Annotated in this window: 15 protein-coding genes; 7 read left to right on the top strand and 8 right to left on the bottom strand. The window is 69.5% G+C overall.

Features of this window, described 5'->3' with window-relative positions; genetic code table 11:
- Positions 1–408 (top strand): tetraacyldisaccharide 4'-kinase (locus tag FV217_RS18885; RefSeq protein WP_147818793.1); only part of this gene is annotated, 408 nt, incomplete at its 5' end.
- A 22-nt stretch (positions 409–430) separates the two neighbouring features.
- Here the strand turns inward: FV217_RS18885 and FV217_RS18880 are convergent.
- Both FV217_RS18880 and FV217_RS18875 read right to left on the bottom strand, forming a co-directional pair.
- Positions 431–655: a DUF2093 domain-containing protein gene (locus tag FV217_RS18880; protein ID WP_147818791.1), complete on the bottom strand. Its 225-nt coding sequence runs from the start codon at positions 653–655 to the stop codon at positions 431–433.
- A 116-nt stretch (positions 656–771) separates the two neighbouring features.
- Entirely contained in the window at positions 772–1,740 is a 969-nt protein-coding gene (locus FV217_RS18875; RefSeq protein WP_147818789.1) for a UDP-glucuronic acid decarboxylase family protein, read from the bottom strand.
- A 209-nt stretch (positions 1,741–1,949) separates the two neighbouring features.
- Between FV217_RS18875 and cdd the strand changes: the two genes are divergently transcribed.
- From cdd to deoA, 4 genes are read left to right on the top strand one after another with little or no spacing between them, the layout of a single operon-like run.
- Positions 1,950–2,393, top strand: coding sequence for a cytidine deaminase (gene cdd / locus FV217_RS18870; protein ID WP_147818787.1), 444 nt, complete (start codon positions 1,950–1,952; stop codon positions 2,391–2,393).
- Positions 2,390–3,211, top strand: coding sequence for a purine-nucleoside phosphorylase (locus tag FV217_RS18865; protein ID WP_147818785.1), 822 nt, complete (start codon positions 2,390–2,392; stop codon positions 3,209–3,211). Before cdd ends, FV217_RS18865 begins: the two co-directional genes overlap by 4 nt.
- Positions 3,208–3,963, top strand: a complete 756-nt coding sequence (gene deoC / locus FV217_RS18860) for a deoxyribose-phosphate aldolase (protein ID WP_147818783.1) — start codon at positions 3,208–3,210, stop codon at positions 3,961–3,963. Before FV217_RS18865 ends, deoC begins: the two co-directional genes overlap by 4 nt.
- The gene (gene deoA, locus FV217_RS18855) at positions 3,957–5,273 is read left to right on the top strand and encodes a thymidine phosphorylase (protein WP_147818799.1); all 1,317 of its coding nucleotides are present in this window, start codon (positions 3,957–3,959) and stop codon (positions 5,271–5,273) included. The genes deoC and deoA overlap by 7 nt, the downstream gene beginning before the upstream one ends.
- A gap of 6 nt (positions 5,274–5,279) precedes the next feature.
- Here deoA and FV217_RS18850 read toward each other — a convergent pair whose 3' ends face one another.
- From FV217_RS18850 to hyi, 6 genes are all read right to left on the bottom strand, one after another.
- Entirely contained in the window at positions 5,280–5,573 is a 294-nt protein-coding gene (locus FV217_RS18850) for a hypothetical protein (protein ID WP_187272632.1), read from the bottom strand.
- Between the two features lie 485 nt (positions 5,574–6,058).
- Complete coding sequence (locus FV217_RS18845) at positions 6,059–6,709, bottom strand: rRNA adenine N-6-methyltransferase family protein (protein ID WP_147818781.1); 651 nt, start codon at positions 6,707–6,709, stop codon at positions 6,059–6,061.
- Between the two features lie 286 nt (positions 6,710–6,995).
- Positions 6,996–8,330, bottom strand: a complete 1,335-nt coding sequence (locus tag FV217_RS18840) for an MFS transporter (RefSeq protein WP_147818779.1) — start codon at positions 8,328–8,330, stop codon at positions 6,996–6,998.
- A gap of 116 nt (positions 8,331–8,446) precedes the next feature.
- On the bottom strand, positions 8,447–9,541 hold the full coding sequence (locus FV217_RS18835; RefSeq protein WP_147818795.1) for a threonine aldolase family protein: 1,095 nt from the start codon (positions 9,539–9,541) through the stop codon (positions 8,447–8,449).
- Positions 9,541–12,441 carry an FAD-binding and (Fe-S)-binding domain-containing protein gene (locus tag FV217_RS18830; RefSeq protein WP_238232540.1) on the bottom strand — a complete coding sequence of 967 codons (2,901 nt, stop codon included), beginning with the start codon at positions 12,439–12,441 and terminating at the stop codon, positions 9,541–9,543. Before FV217_RS18830 ends, FV217_RS18835 begins: the two co-directional genes overlap by 1 nt.
- Positions 12,442–12,668: 227 nt before the next feature.
- A complete protein-coding gene (gene hyi / locus FV217_RS18825; RefSeq protein WP_147818775.1) occupies positions 12,669–13,460 on the bottom strand; it encodes a hydroxypyruvate isomerase in 792 nt (263 codons plus the stop codon).
- 177 nt (positions 13,461–13,637) lie between these two features.
- Between hyi and FV217_RS18820 the strand changes: the two genes are divergently transcribed.
- Both FV217_RS18820 and FV217_RS18815 read left to right on the top strand, forming a co-directional pair.
- A complete protein-coding gene (locus FV217_RS18820) occupies positions 13,638–13,985 on the top strand; it encodes a PetM family of cytochrome b6f complex subunit 7 (protein ID WP_147818773.1) in 348 nt (115 codons plus the stop codon).
- A gap of 577 nt (positions 13,986–14,562) precedes the next feature.
- On the top strand, positions 14,563–16,807 hold a 2,245-nt coding region (locus tag FV217_RS18815), incomplete at its 3' end, for a putative Ig domain-containing protein (protein WP_187272631.1).

Here is a 16,807-nt window from a genome sequence, read left to right as displayed (position 1 = left end):
GCGCTGCGCCGCGGCCTGCCGGTCCATCGCGGGCGTCTGGTGCCGGAGGCGGCCACCGACCTCGCCGGTCGGGCGGTGCTCGCCTTCGCCGGGATCGGACGGCCGGAAAAGTTCTTCGAGACCGTGCGGGGCTGCGGGGCGCGGCTCGTGGAGACGCGGGCCTTTCCCGACCATCACCGCTTTTCGGAGAAGGAGCTTGCGGGGCTGGCGGAGGCGGCGCTGCGGCTCGGGGCGGTGCTCGTCACCACCGAGAAGGACGCGGTGCGGCTGCCGGCGGCGTTTCGGGAGGCGGTGACGGTGCTGCGGGTTGCGCTGGCGTTCGCGGACGAAGCGCCGCTGCGGGCGCAGCTCGATGCGCTGATGCGTCCGGGGATCGATCCGTCGCCCGGCCCCGGCCGGCGGATCTGAAACCCGCCCTCGGCCCGATCGCTCAGGGCGCGTGCCCGACGGCCTTGAGGCGAGACATGGCGGCCTCAGGGGTCGCGTAGGCTTCCTGGCGTTCGACGCTCCAGTACCGCAGGGCATCGAGCCCGATCGTCTCGCCAGTGACGGCGCAGCGGACGAAGGTGCCGGGCTTGACCACGCGCATGGTGCCGTCGCCGTACTCGACCTTGGCCTCGCCGCCCTGCGGCGTGCGTTCGTAGCGACCGAGCATCTCTGACCACTCCTGCCTCGTTCATCGCCTCATAGCGCCGGCACGCGTCGCTTGTCGATCGATGCACCGGGCCGATCCGCAGGCCGGGATCCGTCAGATTCCGGTCGCGTCTCCCGTCAGGAAATCGCGTTCTCCGCCGAGAGGGACCGCTCGAAATAGGCGATCGTCCTGGAAAGCCCCTCGCGCAATGCGATCCTGGGTTCCCAGCCGAGCTCTCTGCGGGCCTGGGTGATGTCGGGCCGGCGCTGCCGGGGATCGTCGGGCGGAATGGGCCTGTGGACGAAGACCGATCGCGAGCCGGTCAGTTCGACGACGATCTCGGCGAGCTCGCGGATCGTGAACTCCCCTGGATTGCCGACGTTGATCGGACCGGTCACCTCGGGACCGGTCTCCATCAACCTCACGATGCCTTCGATCAGGTCGTCGACGTAGCAGAACGAGCGCGTCTGCGAGCCGTCGCCGTACAGCGTGATCGGCTCGCCCTTCAGCGCCTGCACCACGAGGTTCGAGACGACGCGGCCGTCATTGGGATGCATGCGCGGCCCGTAGGTGTTGAAGATGCGCATGACCTTGATCTGCAGGGCATGCTGGCGGTGATAGTCGAAGAACAGCGTCTCGGCGCAGCGCTTGCCCTCGTCGTAACAGGAGCGGAAGCCGATCGGATTGACGCGGCCCCAATACGCCTCCGGCTGCGGATGCACTTCCGGATCGCCGTAGACTTCCGATGTCGAGGCCTGGAAGATCTTCGCCTTCAGGCGCTTGGCCAGCCCCAGCATGTTGATCGCGCCGATGACGCTGGTCTTCGTCGTCTGGACCGGGTCGAACTGGTAATGCACCGGCGAGGCCGGACAGGCCAGATTGTAGATCTCGTCGACCTCGACGTAGAGCGGGAACGTCACGTCGTGGCGCAACAGCTCGAAGCGGGGTTCGCCGAGAAGGTGGGCGACGTTCCGGCGCGTCCCGGTGAAGAAATTGTCGACGCACAGAACCTCATGTCCCTGCGCCAGCAGGCGCTCGCACAGATGAGATCCGAGAAACCCGGCGCCGCCGGTCACGAGAATCTTTTTGATCGTCCCGTATCGCACCGGACATCCTTGAAATCGTGGAGCGAAGACGACGCGAAAAGTCGTCTGCCCTCGGGCTCGCTTAGTCCAATCGGCACAGATGTAAACGCGCGCCCTTCGCCAGCCGCCGGGCTCGGTCCGTGCCCTCGCTCCGCCATCCGCGAAATGCCACGGAGCGATGGCCTGCGCCCCCCTCGACAGAGCCGGGCCGCTCGGGCCTATGATCGGCCATGCATGCTCCGGTCCCGCAGGCCTCCGATCCGGCTCAGGATCGCTCCACGTTCGAGGCTCTGTTCGACGCGGCCCGCACGGTCCGCGCGCGCGCCTACGCACCGTATTCGCGGTTTCATGTCGGCGCGGCGCTCCTCGACGAGGCCGGCCGCGTCCATGCGGGCTGCAACGTCGAGAACGCGGCCTATCCGGTCGGCACCTGCGCCGAGGCCGGCGCCATCGCGGCGATGGTCGCGGCCGGCGGCACGCGCATCGCGGCGATCCTCGTCCTCGGCGACGGGCCGGCGCCGGTGACGCCCTGCGGCGCCTGCCGCCAGCGTATTCGCGAGTTTTCAGGGTCGGACACGCCGGTGCTCGTGGCCGATCCTCACGGCCTGCGCGCGCGCTTCACCATCGAGGCCCTGCTGCCCGCCTCCTTCGGCCCCGAGAATTTTTCGCGATGAGTGCGGCGATCGCAACGCTGCGCGCGGCGGGCCTGAGTGGCCCCTATGCCTGCGCCATCGTCACCGGCACCGGGCTCGGCGGGCTGGCCGCCTCGCTCGAGGAGCGGGTCGGACTCGCCTATGCCGACATCCCCGGCTTCCCGCGATCCGGCGTCAGCGGGCATGGCGGCACGCTGCATGGCGGGCGCATCGCAGGACGCCCGGTGCTGGTCTTCGAGGGCCGCATCCACGCCTACGAGGCGGGCGATGCCGCCGCCATGCGGGTGCCGCTGACGCTCGCGAGAGACCTCGGCGCCGGGGCCATGCTGCTCACGAACGCCTCCGGCTCGCTGATGCCGGAGGCGGGGCCCGGCAGCCTCGTGGCGCTCGCCGACCACATCAACCTCTCCGGCCTCAACCCGCTGGTCGGCGAGCCGAGCGACGCCCGCTTCGTGCCGATGACAGACGCCTACGATCCGGCGCTGCGCGCCCTGCTGCACGCGGCGGCCGCGGCCTCCGGCGTGGCGTTGCACGAGGGCGTCTATGCCTGGTTCTCGGGGCCGTCCTTCGAGACGCCGGCCGAGGTGCGGATGGCCGGACGCCTCGGCGCGGATCTCGTCGGGATGTCGACGGTACCGGAAACGATCCTGGCCCGCTTCCTCGGCCTGAAGGTCGCCGCGCTCTCCGTCGTCACCAACCGCGCCGCCGGCATCGCGGGCGGGGATCCGCACCATGCCGAGACCAAGACCGTCGCCGCCCGCGCGGCGGACGACCTCACCCGCCTCGTCTGCGCCTTCGTGGCGCGCCTGCCGCCTCCCGCATCGCCGACCGGATCATGACAGCCAGCCCGACCCTATCCGCCGAGGAGGCCGCGTCCGTCGCCCGCCGGGCGATCCCGCTGCTCGATCTCACCGATCTCAACGACGCCTGCGGGGCCAGCGCCATCGATGCCCTGTGCCGGACGGCGCGGGAGGGCGGCGTTGCCGCCGTCTGCGTCTGGCCGCAATTCGTCGGGCAATCCTTGCGCGGGCTGCACGGCGACCCGATCGCGGTGGCCACCGTGGTCAACTTCCCGGCCGGCGGCGAGGATGTCGAGCGGGTCGTGGACGACACCGTCGAGGCGCTGCGCGACGGGGCGGGGGAGATCGATCTGGTGCTGCCCTATCGCGCCCTGCTGCGCGGCGAGGGCGCACTGGCGCGCGACATGGTGGCGGCGGTCCGCGAGGTCTGCGACGGGGGCCGTCTGCTCAAGGTGATCCTGGAGACGGGCGAACTCGCAGCGCCCGAGCGCATCGCCGAGGCGAGCCGGATCGCGCTGGAAGCCGGCGCCGACTTCATCAAGACCTCGACGGGCAAGAGCCCGGTCTCGGCAACGCCGGAGGCGGCCGAAGTGATGCTGCAGGCGATCCGCGCGCATGGCGGAGGCGGGTTGAAGGTCTCGGGCGGCCTCAAGAGCGTGGCCGACGCGGCCCTCTATCTTAGCCTCGCCGACCGCATCATGGGATCGCGTTGGGCAACAGCCAAAAACATGCGGCTCGGGGCGAGCAGCCTCTATGGCGAACTGGCAAAAGCCCGGGACGCCGCATCGTGACGAAGCTGCCGCAGGAGATCATCCGGGCGAAGCGCGACGGCGGGACGCTCGACGCGGCGGACATCGCCGGCTTCATCGCCGGGCTCACCGACGGCAGCGTTACCGAGGGGCAGGCCGCGGCCTTCGCCATGGCGGTGTTCTTTCGCGGAATGTCGCTCGATGAGCGGGTCGCGCTGACGCGGGCGATGACGGAATCCGGCACGGTCCTGGCCTGGGACCTGCCCGGCCCGGTCCTCGACAAGCACTCCACCGGCGGCGTCGGCGATGCGGTCAGCCTCGTCCTCGCGCCGATGGTGGCGGCCTGCGGCGGCTACGTGCCGATGATCTCCGGGCGCGGCCTCGGCCATACCGGCGGCACGCTGGACAAGCTCGAGAGCATTTTGGGATACGACGCCACGCCGGGTCTCGACCTGTTCCGGAAGGTCGTGCGCGAGACCGGCTGCGCCATCATCGGCCAGACCCCGGACCTCGCGCCGGCCGACAAGCGGCTCTACGCGATCCGCGACGTCACCGGCACGGTGGAATCGCTCGACCTGATCACCGCCTCGATCCTCTCGAAGAAGCTCGCGGCCGGGCTCGACGGACTCGTCATGGACGTGAAAGCGGGCTCCGGCGCCTTCATGGGCACGCGCGACGCGGCGCGGGCGCTCGCCGAGAGCATCGTCGGCGTCGGCAGCGGCGCGGGGATGCGCACGGTGGCGCTGATCACCGACATGGATGCGCCACTGGCCTCCGCCGCCGGCAACGCCGTCGAGATGGCCTATGCCGTGGACTACCTCACCGGGCGGCGCCGGGAGCCGCGCTTCCACGCGGTGACACTGGCCCTGGCGGCCGAGATGCTGGTGATCGGCGGGCTGGCGGCGGACGCAGCCGACGCGCGGGAGCGGCTGGATCGGGCCCTGGCCTCGGGCAAGGCCGCGGAGCGCTTCGAGCGGATGGTCGCCGGCCTCGGCGGCCCGAACGATTTTCTGCGGGTCTCGGCGGATGTCCTGCCGCGGGCGCCTGCGGTTCGCCCCGTCTTCGCCGAGCGGTCCGGCTTCGTCGCGGGCGTCGCGACGCGGGAGATCGGACTCGCGGTGATCGGGCTCGGCGGCGGGCGCACCCGGCCGCAGGACGCCATCGATCACGCCGTCGGTTTTTCGGCGCTTGCGCGGCCGGGGGACGCCGTCGGCCCGGACAGGCCCCTCGGAATCGTCCACGCCCGCGACGAGGGCACCGCGGAGGTGGCGGCGGCGGCCCTGAGGGCCGCCTACCGCGTCGGTGCCGACGCGCCCGGGATCGCGGACGCGATCCACGAGCGCATCGGCTGAGCCGGCCTACCAGCGGTGACGGTGGCCAAAGCCGTGGTGGTGGTGACCGCGGTGGTGGTGGTGGTGCCAGCCGTGGTGGCGCGGGCGGCCCCAGCCGAAGTGGCGATGATGATGGTGGTGGCCGAAGTGATGGCCGCGTCCGCGCCAATGCACGGCGGTAGCGCCGGCCTCGCCGGCCACGGTCTCGACGGCTGCGGGGGCGAGCGGAGCGGCCTGGGCGGCGCCGGTCGCGGCGGCGAACAGTCCGCCTGCGGCGAGAGCGGCCGCGACGAGCAGGGTACGGCCTCGATGCATGGTCATTCTGATCTCCTTGGATGCGCAGGCCGGGCTGAGCCGGCCAGGCGTCTGGTCTAGATCCCCCGGCGTGAACGCCTGCTGAGGGGCGTAGTAACGAACGGAAACATGGCGGAACCGTTCCGGTTCGCAACCGGAAAACGCCAAGACGATGAAGGGATTAAGTGCTCGGGCGAGGACGTGTCGGCGCATGCCGGGCGATCCGCCGGTCCTGTCCCAAGCGGGCGGCCGATCGGAGGCGATCCTTGCCGCTTCCGGGCGCGCCGCAGGCAGCGTCTTCGCCATTCCCGCAGCGGACGGCAGACCTGCGATCTCCGCTCCGCGCGCACGTCCTCGGCGAACTCGGTTCTGCTGGGGCCGTCGCAACGGCCGCGCGGGACGTCCTGCCGCTCGCCTTCGCTTCAGACGTGCGGGAAATGGCCGAGCAGTTGCCCGAAAGACCGCCAGTCTACGACGCGGCCTTGCGAATGCACGGATGGAGACGGGCCGAATTACGACGGCCGGCGATAGACCCACACGCGGGCCGGCGGCAGATTGAGCCAGACCTTGTTGGAGCGGCTGGCGGTGTAGCTGCCGGCCTCGCACTTGGCCGGGATCGGCGGCACGACGGCGTAGGTGAACTGCACGAAGGGCGCGCCCGGCTGCATCAGGTCGTGGGCGCTCTGGAGCAGTTCCATGCGCTGCTCCATCGGCTTGGTGAAGAGCGGCAGGCTGGAGATCGTGGCCGCGCAGGGGATCTCGACGAGACCCTTCAGGGTCTCGCGGATCCGGTAGGCGTCGCCCTGCAGCACCGTGGCGCGGGGGAAGCGGCGCTGCAGCAGCGCGCAGAATTTCGGGTTGAACTCGACGAGGATCAGCCGTTCCTGCTCGATGCCGCGGCGGACCAGGGCCTCCGTGACCGGACCCGTGCCGGGGCCGAGCTCGATCACCGGGCCGCTCATGCGCGGGTCGACATAGGACGCCATGGTGCGGGCGAGCATCTTGCCGGACGGCGTCACCGAGCCGGTGACGAGCGGGCGCTCGAACCAAGACCGCAGGAACCGGGCCTCGTCCTCCAGAGGATCCCGTCGTTCTCCCGCCGGCCCCCTCATGCTGCGGGGCACGGCGACGGCTTTTGCGCTGGAACGGCGGAGCGGCGGCAAGAGCAGGGACCCTCGGGTCAGGAGTGGGCGGACAGGCTAGACGACGAAAGCCTTCCGGCAGTCAAGCTGGCAACTGCCGTGCCGGACGCCTGCGGCGCTGCGCGACAAGTGCCGACGTGCCGCGACCCGGCGCGACCCGCTGCCACAGCCATAACAGGAAAGTCGCGAAGTTTGATCCCAGATCGAACGTCCGGCGGCATCCGTGACGAAATCTTGATGTCGGCGGTGATCCGCAATCGCCCCCGCCGGCTATGCCGGGACCGCGCGCCCCAGCCCTCGGCAAGCCCTATCGCGCGGCGGGCACGATCGCGGCCTTCGGGGAGCGGGGGATCCCCGTCTCGTCCAGAGGGTCCTCGAACTTGCGTTCGGGATGCATCGTGAAGGCGAGGGCTGCGCCGAGCAGGCACAGGCCGATCGAGCCGGCGAAGGGCAGCGTCCAGTCGCCGGTCTTGTCGACGACGAAGCCGAACACGATCGGCGAGACGATGGCCGCCACCGCCGAGCCTGTGTTCATCAGCCCGCTCGCGGTGCCGGCATATTTCGGGGCGATGTCCATCGGCACCGACCAGATCGGGCCGATCACCAGTTCGGCGAAGAAGAAGCCCGACGAGAGCAGCAGCGCGACGTAGGTCAGGTCCTTGGTGAAGAACACGCCGGTCAGGCTCACGGCCGCGCCCAGGAAGCCGGCCACGATGACCGAGAGCCGGGCGAGCTTGAGGTTGCCGGTGCGCTTGAAGATGGCGTCGCTCAGCACGCCGCCGAGCGTATCGCCGACGACGCCCGCGAAGAACACGCCCGAGGCGAACAGGGCCGAGTTCTTCAGGTTGAGCCCGAAATGCTCGGCGAAGTAGCTCGGGATCCAGCCGAGGAAGAGCCACAGCGTCCAGCCGTAGCAGAAGTAGGTGATCGTCACCGGCAGCATGCGCCGGGTGAGCGGCCCCCACGGCACCGCCTGGCTCGTGCCGGGCGCACGCGGCGGCGGCAGCATGTCGAGTTCGGCCTGGGTGATGTCCTTGTGGTCGGCCGGATCGTCCCGGAAGTAGAGATACCAGATCACCACCCAGACGAAGCTCACCATGCCGAGGACGACGAAGCAGTAGCGCCAGCCGACATGGTAGATCAGGAAGGCGATCACCGGCGGCGCCACGGCGTTGCCGAGCCGGGCGAAGGCGTGGGTGATGCCCTGCGCGAAGCCGCGCCGGCCGGCCGCCGTCCAGTTCTGCATGGCGCGGGTGGCGGTGGGGAAGGTCGCGCCCTCGCCGAAGCCGAGCAGCAGGCGGGCGGCGAACAGGCTGACGATGCCGCCGACGAAGCCGGTGAGGATCGTCGCCGCCGCCCAGATCATGCCGCAGACCAGCAGCGTGCGCCGCGCCCCGAACCTGTCGCCGACCGAGCCGCCGATGACCTGGAAGATCGCGTAGGGGTAGGCGAAAGCCGAGAGGATCAGCCCGAACTCGGTGTTCGAGAGCCCGAGATCCGCACTGATGACGCCCTTCGCCGTCGCGATGTTCACGCGGTCGAGATAGGTGATGAAGTACATCAGGCAGAGCAGGAACAGCACGCTGTTCGTCGCGCTGATGAGCGGGACCTTGCGCGGTGGCGCAACGGGCGGCGTCGACATGGCGGCTTCCTCCAAGGACTTTTGTGTGTCGTCCCGCTCGCCGCCGTCCCTCTGCGGAGACGTGTCGGGCGAACGGCCGGCGATTTGTGCCGGCGTCTTCGTATTATGAATTGGCCTTACTGAGAGAGGGCGCCCGGCTGCAACCGTGGTGGTGCTGCGGGCGGTGTCTCGGCTCGCGTGGCGAACGCTGCCGCCTTGGCCAGGATGACCTCGGCCGCCCGCGCGATGCCGGCACGGTCGACGTCGAGATTGGCCGTGGCGCGGATCTGGTCGCGGCCGATGGCGCGGATCCGGACCTCCTCGTCGAGGCAGGCGGCAACGAAGTCCGCGGCGGTGACGCCGAGGCCGGCGACGGAAAAGCACAGGATGTTGGACTGGCCCGCCGTCGGGTCGAAGGCGAGGCCGGGCGCCGCGCGGATCGCCGCGTGCAGGCTCCGCGCGTTGGCGTTGTCCTCGGCGAGCTGATCGATGTGGTGGTCGAGGGCGTAGAGGCCGGCGGCGGCGAGCACGCCGCTCTGGCGCATGGCGCCGCCGAGCCGGTACTTCCAGCGCCAGGCCTCGACCACGAAGTCCCGAGAGCCGCAGAGCACCGCGCCGACCGGGCAGCCGAGGCCCTTGCTCAGGTCGATCCAGGCGCTGTCGAATCCGGCTGCGTAGTCGCTGGCGGAGATGCCCGTTGCGACCACCGCGTTGAGCAGGCGCGCGCCGTCGATATGCGCCTTCAGGCCCTTGTCGTGCGCGAGGTCGCGGATGGCGCGCATCACGCCGAGGTCCCAGACCGTGCCGCCGGAAAAGCTCGTGGTCTGCTCGATCGAGATCAGGGCCGAGCGCGGCGCCGTACGCTGGGGAACGCGGATCGCGGCCTCGGCCTGCTCCAGGGTGTAGAGCCCGACGCGCGTGGGCAGCGCCTTCACCGAGACGCCACCGATCGCGGCCGAGCCCGCGGCCTCCGTGTTGTAGAGGTGGGATTGGTCGTCACAGATGATCTCGTCGCCGGGCCGCGTCTGCACCAGGATCGAGGCGAGGTTGCACATGGTGCCGGACGGCATGAACACGCCGTCCTCCATGCCGAGCATATCCGCGACGCGCGCGCAGAGCGCGTTGGTGGTCGGGTCGGAGCCCGATTGCTCGTCGCCGACCTCGGCGCGGGCCATGGCCTCGCGCATGCCGGGCGTGGGCCGAGTCTGGGTATCGCTGAAGAGGTCGACGATCATGAGCGGGGCTCCATCGCGGCGTCGAGCACGCGGGCGACGTGCAGGGCCTCGCGGTCGAGGCCGTCATGGATCTGGTGGCGGCACGAGGTGCCGTCGGCCACCACGAGGTCGTCCGGGCCGGCCTTGCGCAAAGCCGGAAACAGCGAGAGCTCGGCCATGGCGAACGAGGTCTCGATGGTCTCCGCCCCGTATCCGAACGCCCCGGCCATGCCGCAGCAGCTCGACTCGATGATACGAACGTCGAGGCCGGGCACGGCGCGCAGCACCGTTTCGACCGAGCCCATCACCCCGAACGATTTCTGGTGGCAATGTCCGTGCAGATGCGCGACCCGGCCGCCCTGATCGGCGAGATTCAGGGCGATCCGGCCGGCCTTGAGATCGACGGCAAGCAGCTCTTCGAACAGCAACGTTTTGTCTGCCAGAACCTTCGCCTCGTCCCCCGGCAGCAGCGACAAAAACTCGTCGCGGAAGGTGAGGAGGCAGGACGGCTCCAGCCCCACGACGCGGGCGCCGGCCCGCACGAAGGGCAACAGCGCGTCGAGCGTGCGCCGCGCCTCCTGCCGCGCCCGGTCCGTCTGGCCGGAGGCCAAATAAGTCCGTCCGCAGCAGAGTGGGCGATTGCCGGATGGCGGGACGACGCGATGCAGACGATAGCCGGCGGCGGTCAGCACGCGCTCGGCCGCCTCCAGATTCTCGCGCTCGAAGGCACGGTTGAAGGTGTCGCCGAACAGGACGATGTCGCGAAACGCGTCCGTGACGTCACCCGGATGCGCCGCCTCGCCCGCCTCGCGCCAGGGCCGCCCCCATTCCGGCAGCGAGCGCCGCGCCGAGAGACCGATCATCTGCTCGGCGAGCTTCGCCAAGGCCGGAATGCGGTTGCGCAGATTCATCAGAGGCGCGAGTTTTGCCGCCACGCCCGCATAGCGCGGCATCTCCGCGACCAGCCGCTCGCGCAGCGGCAGGCCGTGCCGGGCGTGGTAGTGATGCAGGAACTCGACCTTCATCTTGGCCATGTCGACGCCGGTGGGGCATTCGCGCCGGCAGGCCTTGCACGAGACGCAGAGATCCATCGTGCGCTTCATCTCTGGGGAGGTGAAGGCGTCCGGCCCGAGTTGGCCCGAGAGCGCGAGCCGCAGGGAGTTCGCCCGGCCGCGCGTAAGATGCTGCTCCTCGCGGGTGGCGCGGTATGAGGGACACATCGCCCCGCCGGCGAGCTTCCGGCAGGTACCGTTGTTGTTGCACATCTCGACGGCCGACCCGAGGCCGCCCCAATCCGACCAGTCGAGGGCGGTGGCGATCGGGGTCACGGCGTAGTCCGGCTTGAACCGGAACAGCGAGCGGTCGTCGAACTTGAGCGGGCGCACGATCTTGTTCGGGTTCAGCCGGTTGTCGGGGTCGAAGCCGTCCTTCACCGTCTCGAAGGCCCGCGTCAGCCGCGCGCCGAACAGCGGCTCGACGAATTCCGAGCGCGAGATGCCGTCGCCGTGCTCGCCCGAATATGAGCCCTTGAAGCGGCGCACGAGGTCGGCCGTCTCCTCGGCGATGGCGCGCATCGCGCTGACGCCGCCGGCATCCTTCATGTCGAGGATCGGCCGCACGTGCAGGCAGCCGACGGAGGCGTGGGCGTACCAGGTGCCGCGGGTGCCATGCTTCGAGAAGACCTCGGTGACGGCGTCGGTGTAGTCGGCGAGGTGTTCGAGCGGCACCGCGCAATCCTCGATGAAGGAGATCGGCTTGGCGTCGCCCTTCATCGACATCATGATGTTGAGGCAGGCCTCGCGTACCTCCCACACCGTTTTTTGCCGCGCGGTCTCAACAACCTCGACCACGGCGTTTGGAAAACCATTGTCGGCCATGCAGGCGTCGAGGCGTTTCAGGTCCTGCGAAATCGCGAAATGATCGTCCCCGGCGAACTCGGCGATCAGCAGGCAGTTCGGCGTTCCGCGGGTGATGTCGGCGAGCGTCGCGCGAAACAACGGAATGTCGGCGCCGAGCACCAGCACATTGTTGTCGACGAGTTCCACCGCCACCGGATCGAGGGCGACGATCGCCTGCGTCGTCTCCATCGCCGCACGGAACGACGGGAAGTGGCAGATGCCCATGACCCGGTGCGCCGGCAGCCGCGACAGCTTCAGCGTCACCGAAGTGGTGGCCGCCAGCGTGCCCTCCGATCCGACCAGCAGATGCGCGAGGTTCGGGCGCGGCGCGATCAGCGCATCGAGGTTGTAGCCCCCGACCCGCCGCTGAACTTTTGGATATGTTTGGATGATTTCTTCGCGGTTCTGCGCGGCCAGGGCGAGCATGCGGCGGGCGAGGTCTTCCGCGCGCGGAGAGCCGGTGACGCCGCTGCTCTCGTTGCCGGTCAGGCCGAATCCAAACGGTTCGGCATCGTGGAAGAGCGCTTCCATGGCGAGCACGTTGTCGCTCATCTTGCCGTAGCGCAGCGAGCGCGCACCGCAGGAATTGTTGCCGGCCATGCCGCCGATGGTGCAGCGGGTCGCCGTCGAGGGCTCGACCGGAAAGAACCAGCCATCGGCTTTGACACGCGTGTTCAAGCGCTCCAGCACCATGCCGGGCTCGACCGTGACGGTGCCGGCCTCCGCGTCGTAGCCGGTCACGCCGTTGAAATGGCGCGAGCAGTCGACCACGAGGCCGGAGCCGATCGGCTGGCCGTTCTGCGAGGTGCCGCCGCCGCGCAGGATGACCGGCACGCCATGCCGGCTCGCGACGGTGAGCGTCGCGGCGATGTCGTCGCGGCTCTCCGGCAGCACCACCCCGGCGGGCATGATCTGGTAGATCGAGGCGTCGGTGGCGTAGCGGCCGCGGGTGAACGCGTCGAAGCGGACCTCGCCCTGGATCGCCGTCCCGAGTTCGCGAGCGAGCGCGGACTCCGCCACCGTTCGGCTGCCCGCAGGTGCTGCGCTCGCGCCCAAACCGTTTCTCCCCTGCGGCGCCCTTGCGCGTCCGTGCTGCTGTCAGTTCGGGTTTCGCGACGTGTACCGCGGTAGCGGCCTCCGGGCGCGATCCGATCGATTAAATGAATTCATAATTCAATAGCCTGTCGAGGCCAAGGAATCCTCCGGCAACGCGTCCGATGGATCGTTCGGTCCCGCTCGCGTCCCGATCACCCTATCGATCCCACCCGGTACGGGGCGAACCAGCCCAACCCGTCCACCGTCCGCGCGGCGGGCCGGTACTCGGCGCCGACCCAGCCCGGAAAGCCGATCCGGTCGAGCTGTTCGAACAGCCCGGGGCAATCGATCCGCCCCGTGCCCGGCTCGTGCCGGCCGGGATCGTCGGCGATCTGGACATGGGCGATCCGGTCGCGATGGGCGGCGATCATCGCCCGCACATCCTCGCCCATGACGTGCATGTGGTAGGCGTCATACTGCACGAAGAGGTTGGCCGAACCTGCCGCCGCGATCAGGTCGAGGGCCTGGGCGGTGCCCGTGAGGAAGAAGCCAGGCATGTCGCGCGTGTTGATCGCCTCGATCAGGAGCCGGATGCCGGCGCGCTCGAGTTCCGCCGCCGCGTAGGCGAGGTTCGCGACGAAGGTCGCGTGCAGCCGCGCCCGGTCCGCCCCCGCCGGGACGAGGCCGGCGAGGCAGTTCAGCTGGCGGCAGCCGAGCGCCCCGGCATAGTCGATCGCCCGCGCTACGCCGTCGCGAAACTCCGACTGCCTCTCGGAAAAGATCGCGATGCCGCGTTCGCCCGCCTCCCAGTCGCCGGGCGGCAGGTTGTGCAGGACGCAACGCAGGCCGTGGCGCGCCAACCGCTCCGCGATGGCCTCCTTCGGGTGCTCGTAGGGAAACTGGATCTCGACGGCCGCGAAGCCGGCCCTCGCCGCCTGTTCGAAGCGGTCGAGGAAGGCGTGCTCGGTGAAGAGCAGGCTGATGTTGGCGGCGAAGCGGGGCATTCTCGACGGGAGTTCAGATGCGGCCGCCTTGTAGACCATGCGGCGGGCGGCGCTGCCAGCGGAGTGCACCTCGTGATTGCGCGGCGGCGGCGCGTCCCTCGCTTGCGCCCTCGCCGACGGCCCCGTATTCAGCCCTCGGACCGGCTCCGCTCGGACGGACCGGCGAGGCCCGTTTCGATGCTCCGTTCCGTCGCCAGCTTCCTCGGCCTGCCCTTCCTGAGCCGCGCGCTCGGGCTCCTGATCCTGGCCGGCGGCTTCGTGCAGGTCGTCTATGACGGCGCGCGCTCCATCGCCAACAACGCCCTGCGCGTCACCACGGTGAGCGACCTGCTCTTCGCACTGTTCAAGGACAAGGCGAGCGCGCTGCAGGGCGCGGTCGAGGGCGTCGCCCCCTGGCTCTGGCAGGTCCTGGTCCTGCCGCTGACCCTGGCCCCCGCCGCCGCGATCGGCCTGCTGCTCGGCGCCACGCTGCTCTGGCTCGGCCAGCCGGGCCGCGAGCCGATCGGGTTCGTGATGCGGCCCTGAGGCGAGGCCGTGGTGTCGCCACGGCTCCGGTACGGTGTCTTTCCAGCTCGACCGAGCGCCGGCACTTGTCCGGAAAGCTTCCGATGGCCGCCGCCGAGGCGGTGCAATCCGTATCTCCGAGGCGGAGACGGCAGCGTTTCGGCCCCAAATAATGCCGGACCGGCGACGGCTTAGATCCGAGACAAGAATCTTACGGTCCTAAGCATTGATTCCGCCCCCCCGGCCCGTGCCTCACGACGTCGCGATTGGCGCTCAGGCGCGGCCGAGTAACGGCGCTATAAAATCGCGCGCCGGGATATGACATCCGTACTTGCTTCAATCCTATTCCTCTGATTATGATTCGCGAAGATTTCGAATTCGGAATCTAAGCTATATAGAAATGCGGCTCCAAGAAATAGTATCATTTGCGTACTTGATTTCGATCGACCCAGGCGCCGCCCCGGGCGAGCGTCGCAGAGGCCCCGTGCCTTGATAGACGATCTACCGATTCAATGGAAAATTTGAAAAGTCTATCTCACGGATTTTCCGAAAATCGAGCGTGCATCAGTGTATTCATGGGATTGATAGGAGATCTGCGATGGCCCTGTTGTTCCGCAATCCTTCGGACGTGTTCCTGCCTGTCGGCCAATCGACACAAGTCGGCCTCGCGGCAGGAACGTTCAGCAACGTCGGGGCAAATCTGAGCTACACCGCGACTCTCGGCGACGGCACGGCGCTGCCGTCCTGGATGACGCTCAACAGGACGAACGGTGCGCTGTCCATCTCGGGCGCGTCGGCCGTCGGCAGCTACGACGTGCTCGTCACGGCGCAGGACGCGAACGGAGCCAGCGCACCGGCGGTGGAGACCATCGTCGTCACGGGGGCCCCGACCGTCCTGAACCCGTTGGCGGACAGGTCTTATTCGCTCGGCACGTCGTTCTCGTTCAGCGTTCCCGCCGACACCTTCACCAGGGCGGCCGGCCGAACCGTCAGCTACGAGTACAACGCGCTCGGGGCCATCGACAGTCTCACCGCGGGCTTCGCCGGAAGCAATTACGCGCAGAGCTTCACGGCGCATCTGCGCGGTCTCTACGGCGACGGCGGCGGCGGCTACCAGGCCTTCACGAACAATCCGCCGACCGGGGCCGGCCGCATCGCAGCCGCGTCGGCCGGCGTGTCCTACCTCGCCGGGCCGACCGCCAGTCCGGGCCTGGAGCAGTACAGCATCAACGGACAGGGCATCAACGTCGCCGCCGCCTCTGCTTCGGACCGGTTCGTGTGGGATCCGAACGCGGCCTGGGACACCGCGACCCTCTATTACCTGCAGCAGCCCGGCGGCGGGAAGCTCACGCTCCAGGGCGCGGGCGCCGCCGCCCCGGTCACGGTCGACACGGCGGGGGCGCTCGGCCTGCGCAGCGTGGTGGTCCATTCGGATCGCGGGCAGAGCAACGACCAGATCACCGTCCAGGGCATGACCGGCCGCGTCACCCTGTTCGGGGCCGACTTCCGGACAGACACGGACGGCGCGAGCTTCTCGAACGTCGCGATCCCCGGCACCAGCCTGACCAACTGGTCGAACCTGAACACGAGCTTCCGCCAGTCCTGGTTCGGTGCCCTCGCGCCCGAGGCCTATCTCCTCGATGCCGGCATGAACGATCGCGGCGTCCTGTTCGGCGCGTCCTACCAGACCCGGATCGCCGGGATCCTGAACAACTTCGCGGCGGCCTCGCCGAGGACCGACATCCTCCTCATCGGCCCGAACGACATCGGCAGCAGCGGACAGGTCTACCTCGACAATTACCGCGCGATCCTGGCCCAGGAGGCCGCGAACCGGGGCCTCCTCTACGTGGACGACAAGGCCGTCCTCGGCAGTTACGCGACGGCCTCGGCCGCCGGCCGCATGGCGGATCTGATCCACCCGAACGCCACCGGCAACGCCCTGCGGGCGGGGGCGTATCTGCGCGCGCTCGGGTTCGATCCGAACGGGCCGACGGCCGGCGCATCGCCGTTCCTGAGTTCCGGGGCGCCGGCCGGCCTGACCTATTCGGCAACGTTGGCCTCCGGTGTGGCTCTGCCGGCCTGGCTGAGCTTCAACCCGGCCTCGGCGACCTTCAGCGCGAGCGGCCAGGCCGTGGCCGGCAGCTATGCCGTGACGGTGCGGGCGGCGGCGGGCGGTCAGACCACCGCCGACACGTTCAACCTCACGGTCGGCGGCGCAGGACCCGGTCCGTCGACCGGAGTGGAGATCGTCGGCGACGACACGGCCAACACGATCACCGGCGGCGCGGGCGACGACACCCTGCGCGGCAACGGCGGCAACGACACCGTCAACGGGGCGGGGGGCAACGACGCCATCACGGGCGACACCGGCGACGACGTGCTGATCGGGGGACCGGGAGCCGACACCGTCTATGGCGGCTCCGGCGCGGACCGCTTCGTCTTCCAGAGCGTGGCCGATTTCGCGCCGGCGGCCACGCCGGACTTCATCGAGTTCATCGCGGGCGACGGCGATCTGATCGACCTGTCGGCGATCGACGCCAACACCCTGATCGCCGGCAAGCAGGGTTTCACGTTCATCGGGACCGGCGCCTTCACCGGCCAGGCGGGACAGCTGCGCTATCAGGCCGGCACACTCGGCGGCACGCAGCGCGTCGGCGCCGACCTCAACGGCGACGGTCAGGCCGACCTCCAGTTCGTGGTCGGGGCCCCGAGCCTCGCCGCCGGCAACTTCCTCTCCGGGAGCGGCGGCGGCGGAGACGTGACGCCGCCCGCCTTCCAGTCGGCGACGGTGAACGGCGCCAGCCTGATCCTGACCTATGGCGAGGCGTTGGACGCCGCCAACC

This window comes from Methylobacterium sp. WL9, assembly GCF_008040035.1.
Taxonomy (GTDB): Bacteria; Pseudomonadota; Alphaproteobacteria; order Rhizobiales; family Beijerinckiaceae; genus Methylobacterium; species Methylobacterium thuringiense.
This window is presented reverse-complemented; position numbering and strand designations above follow the sequence as displayed.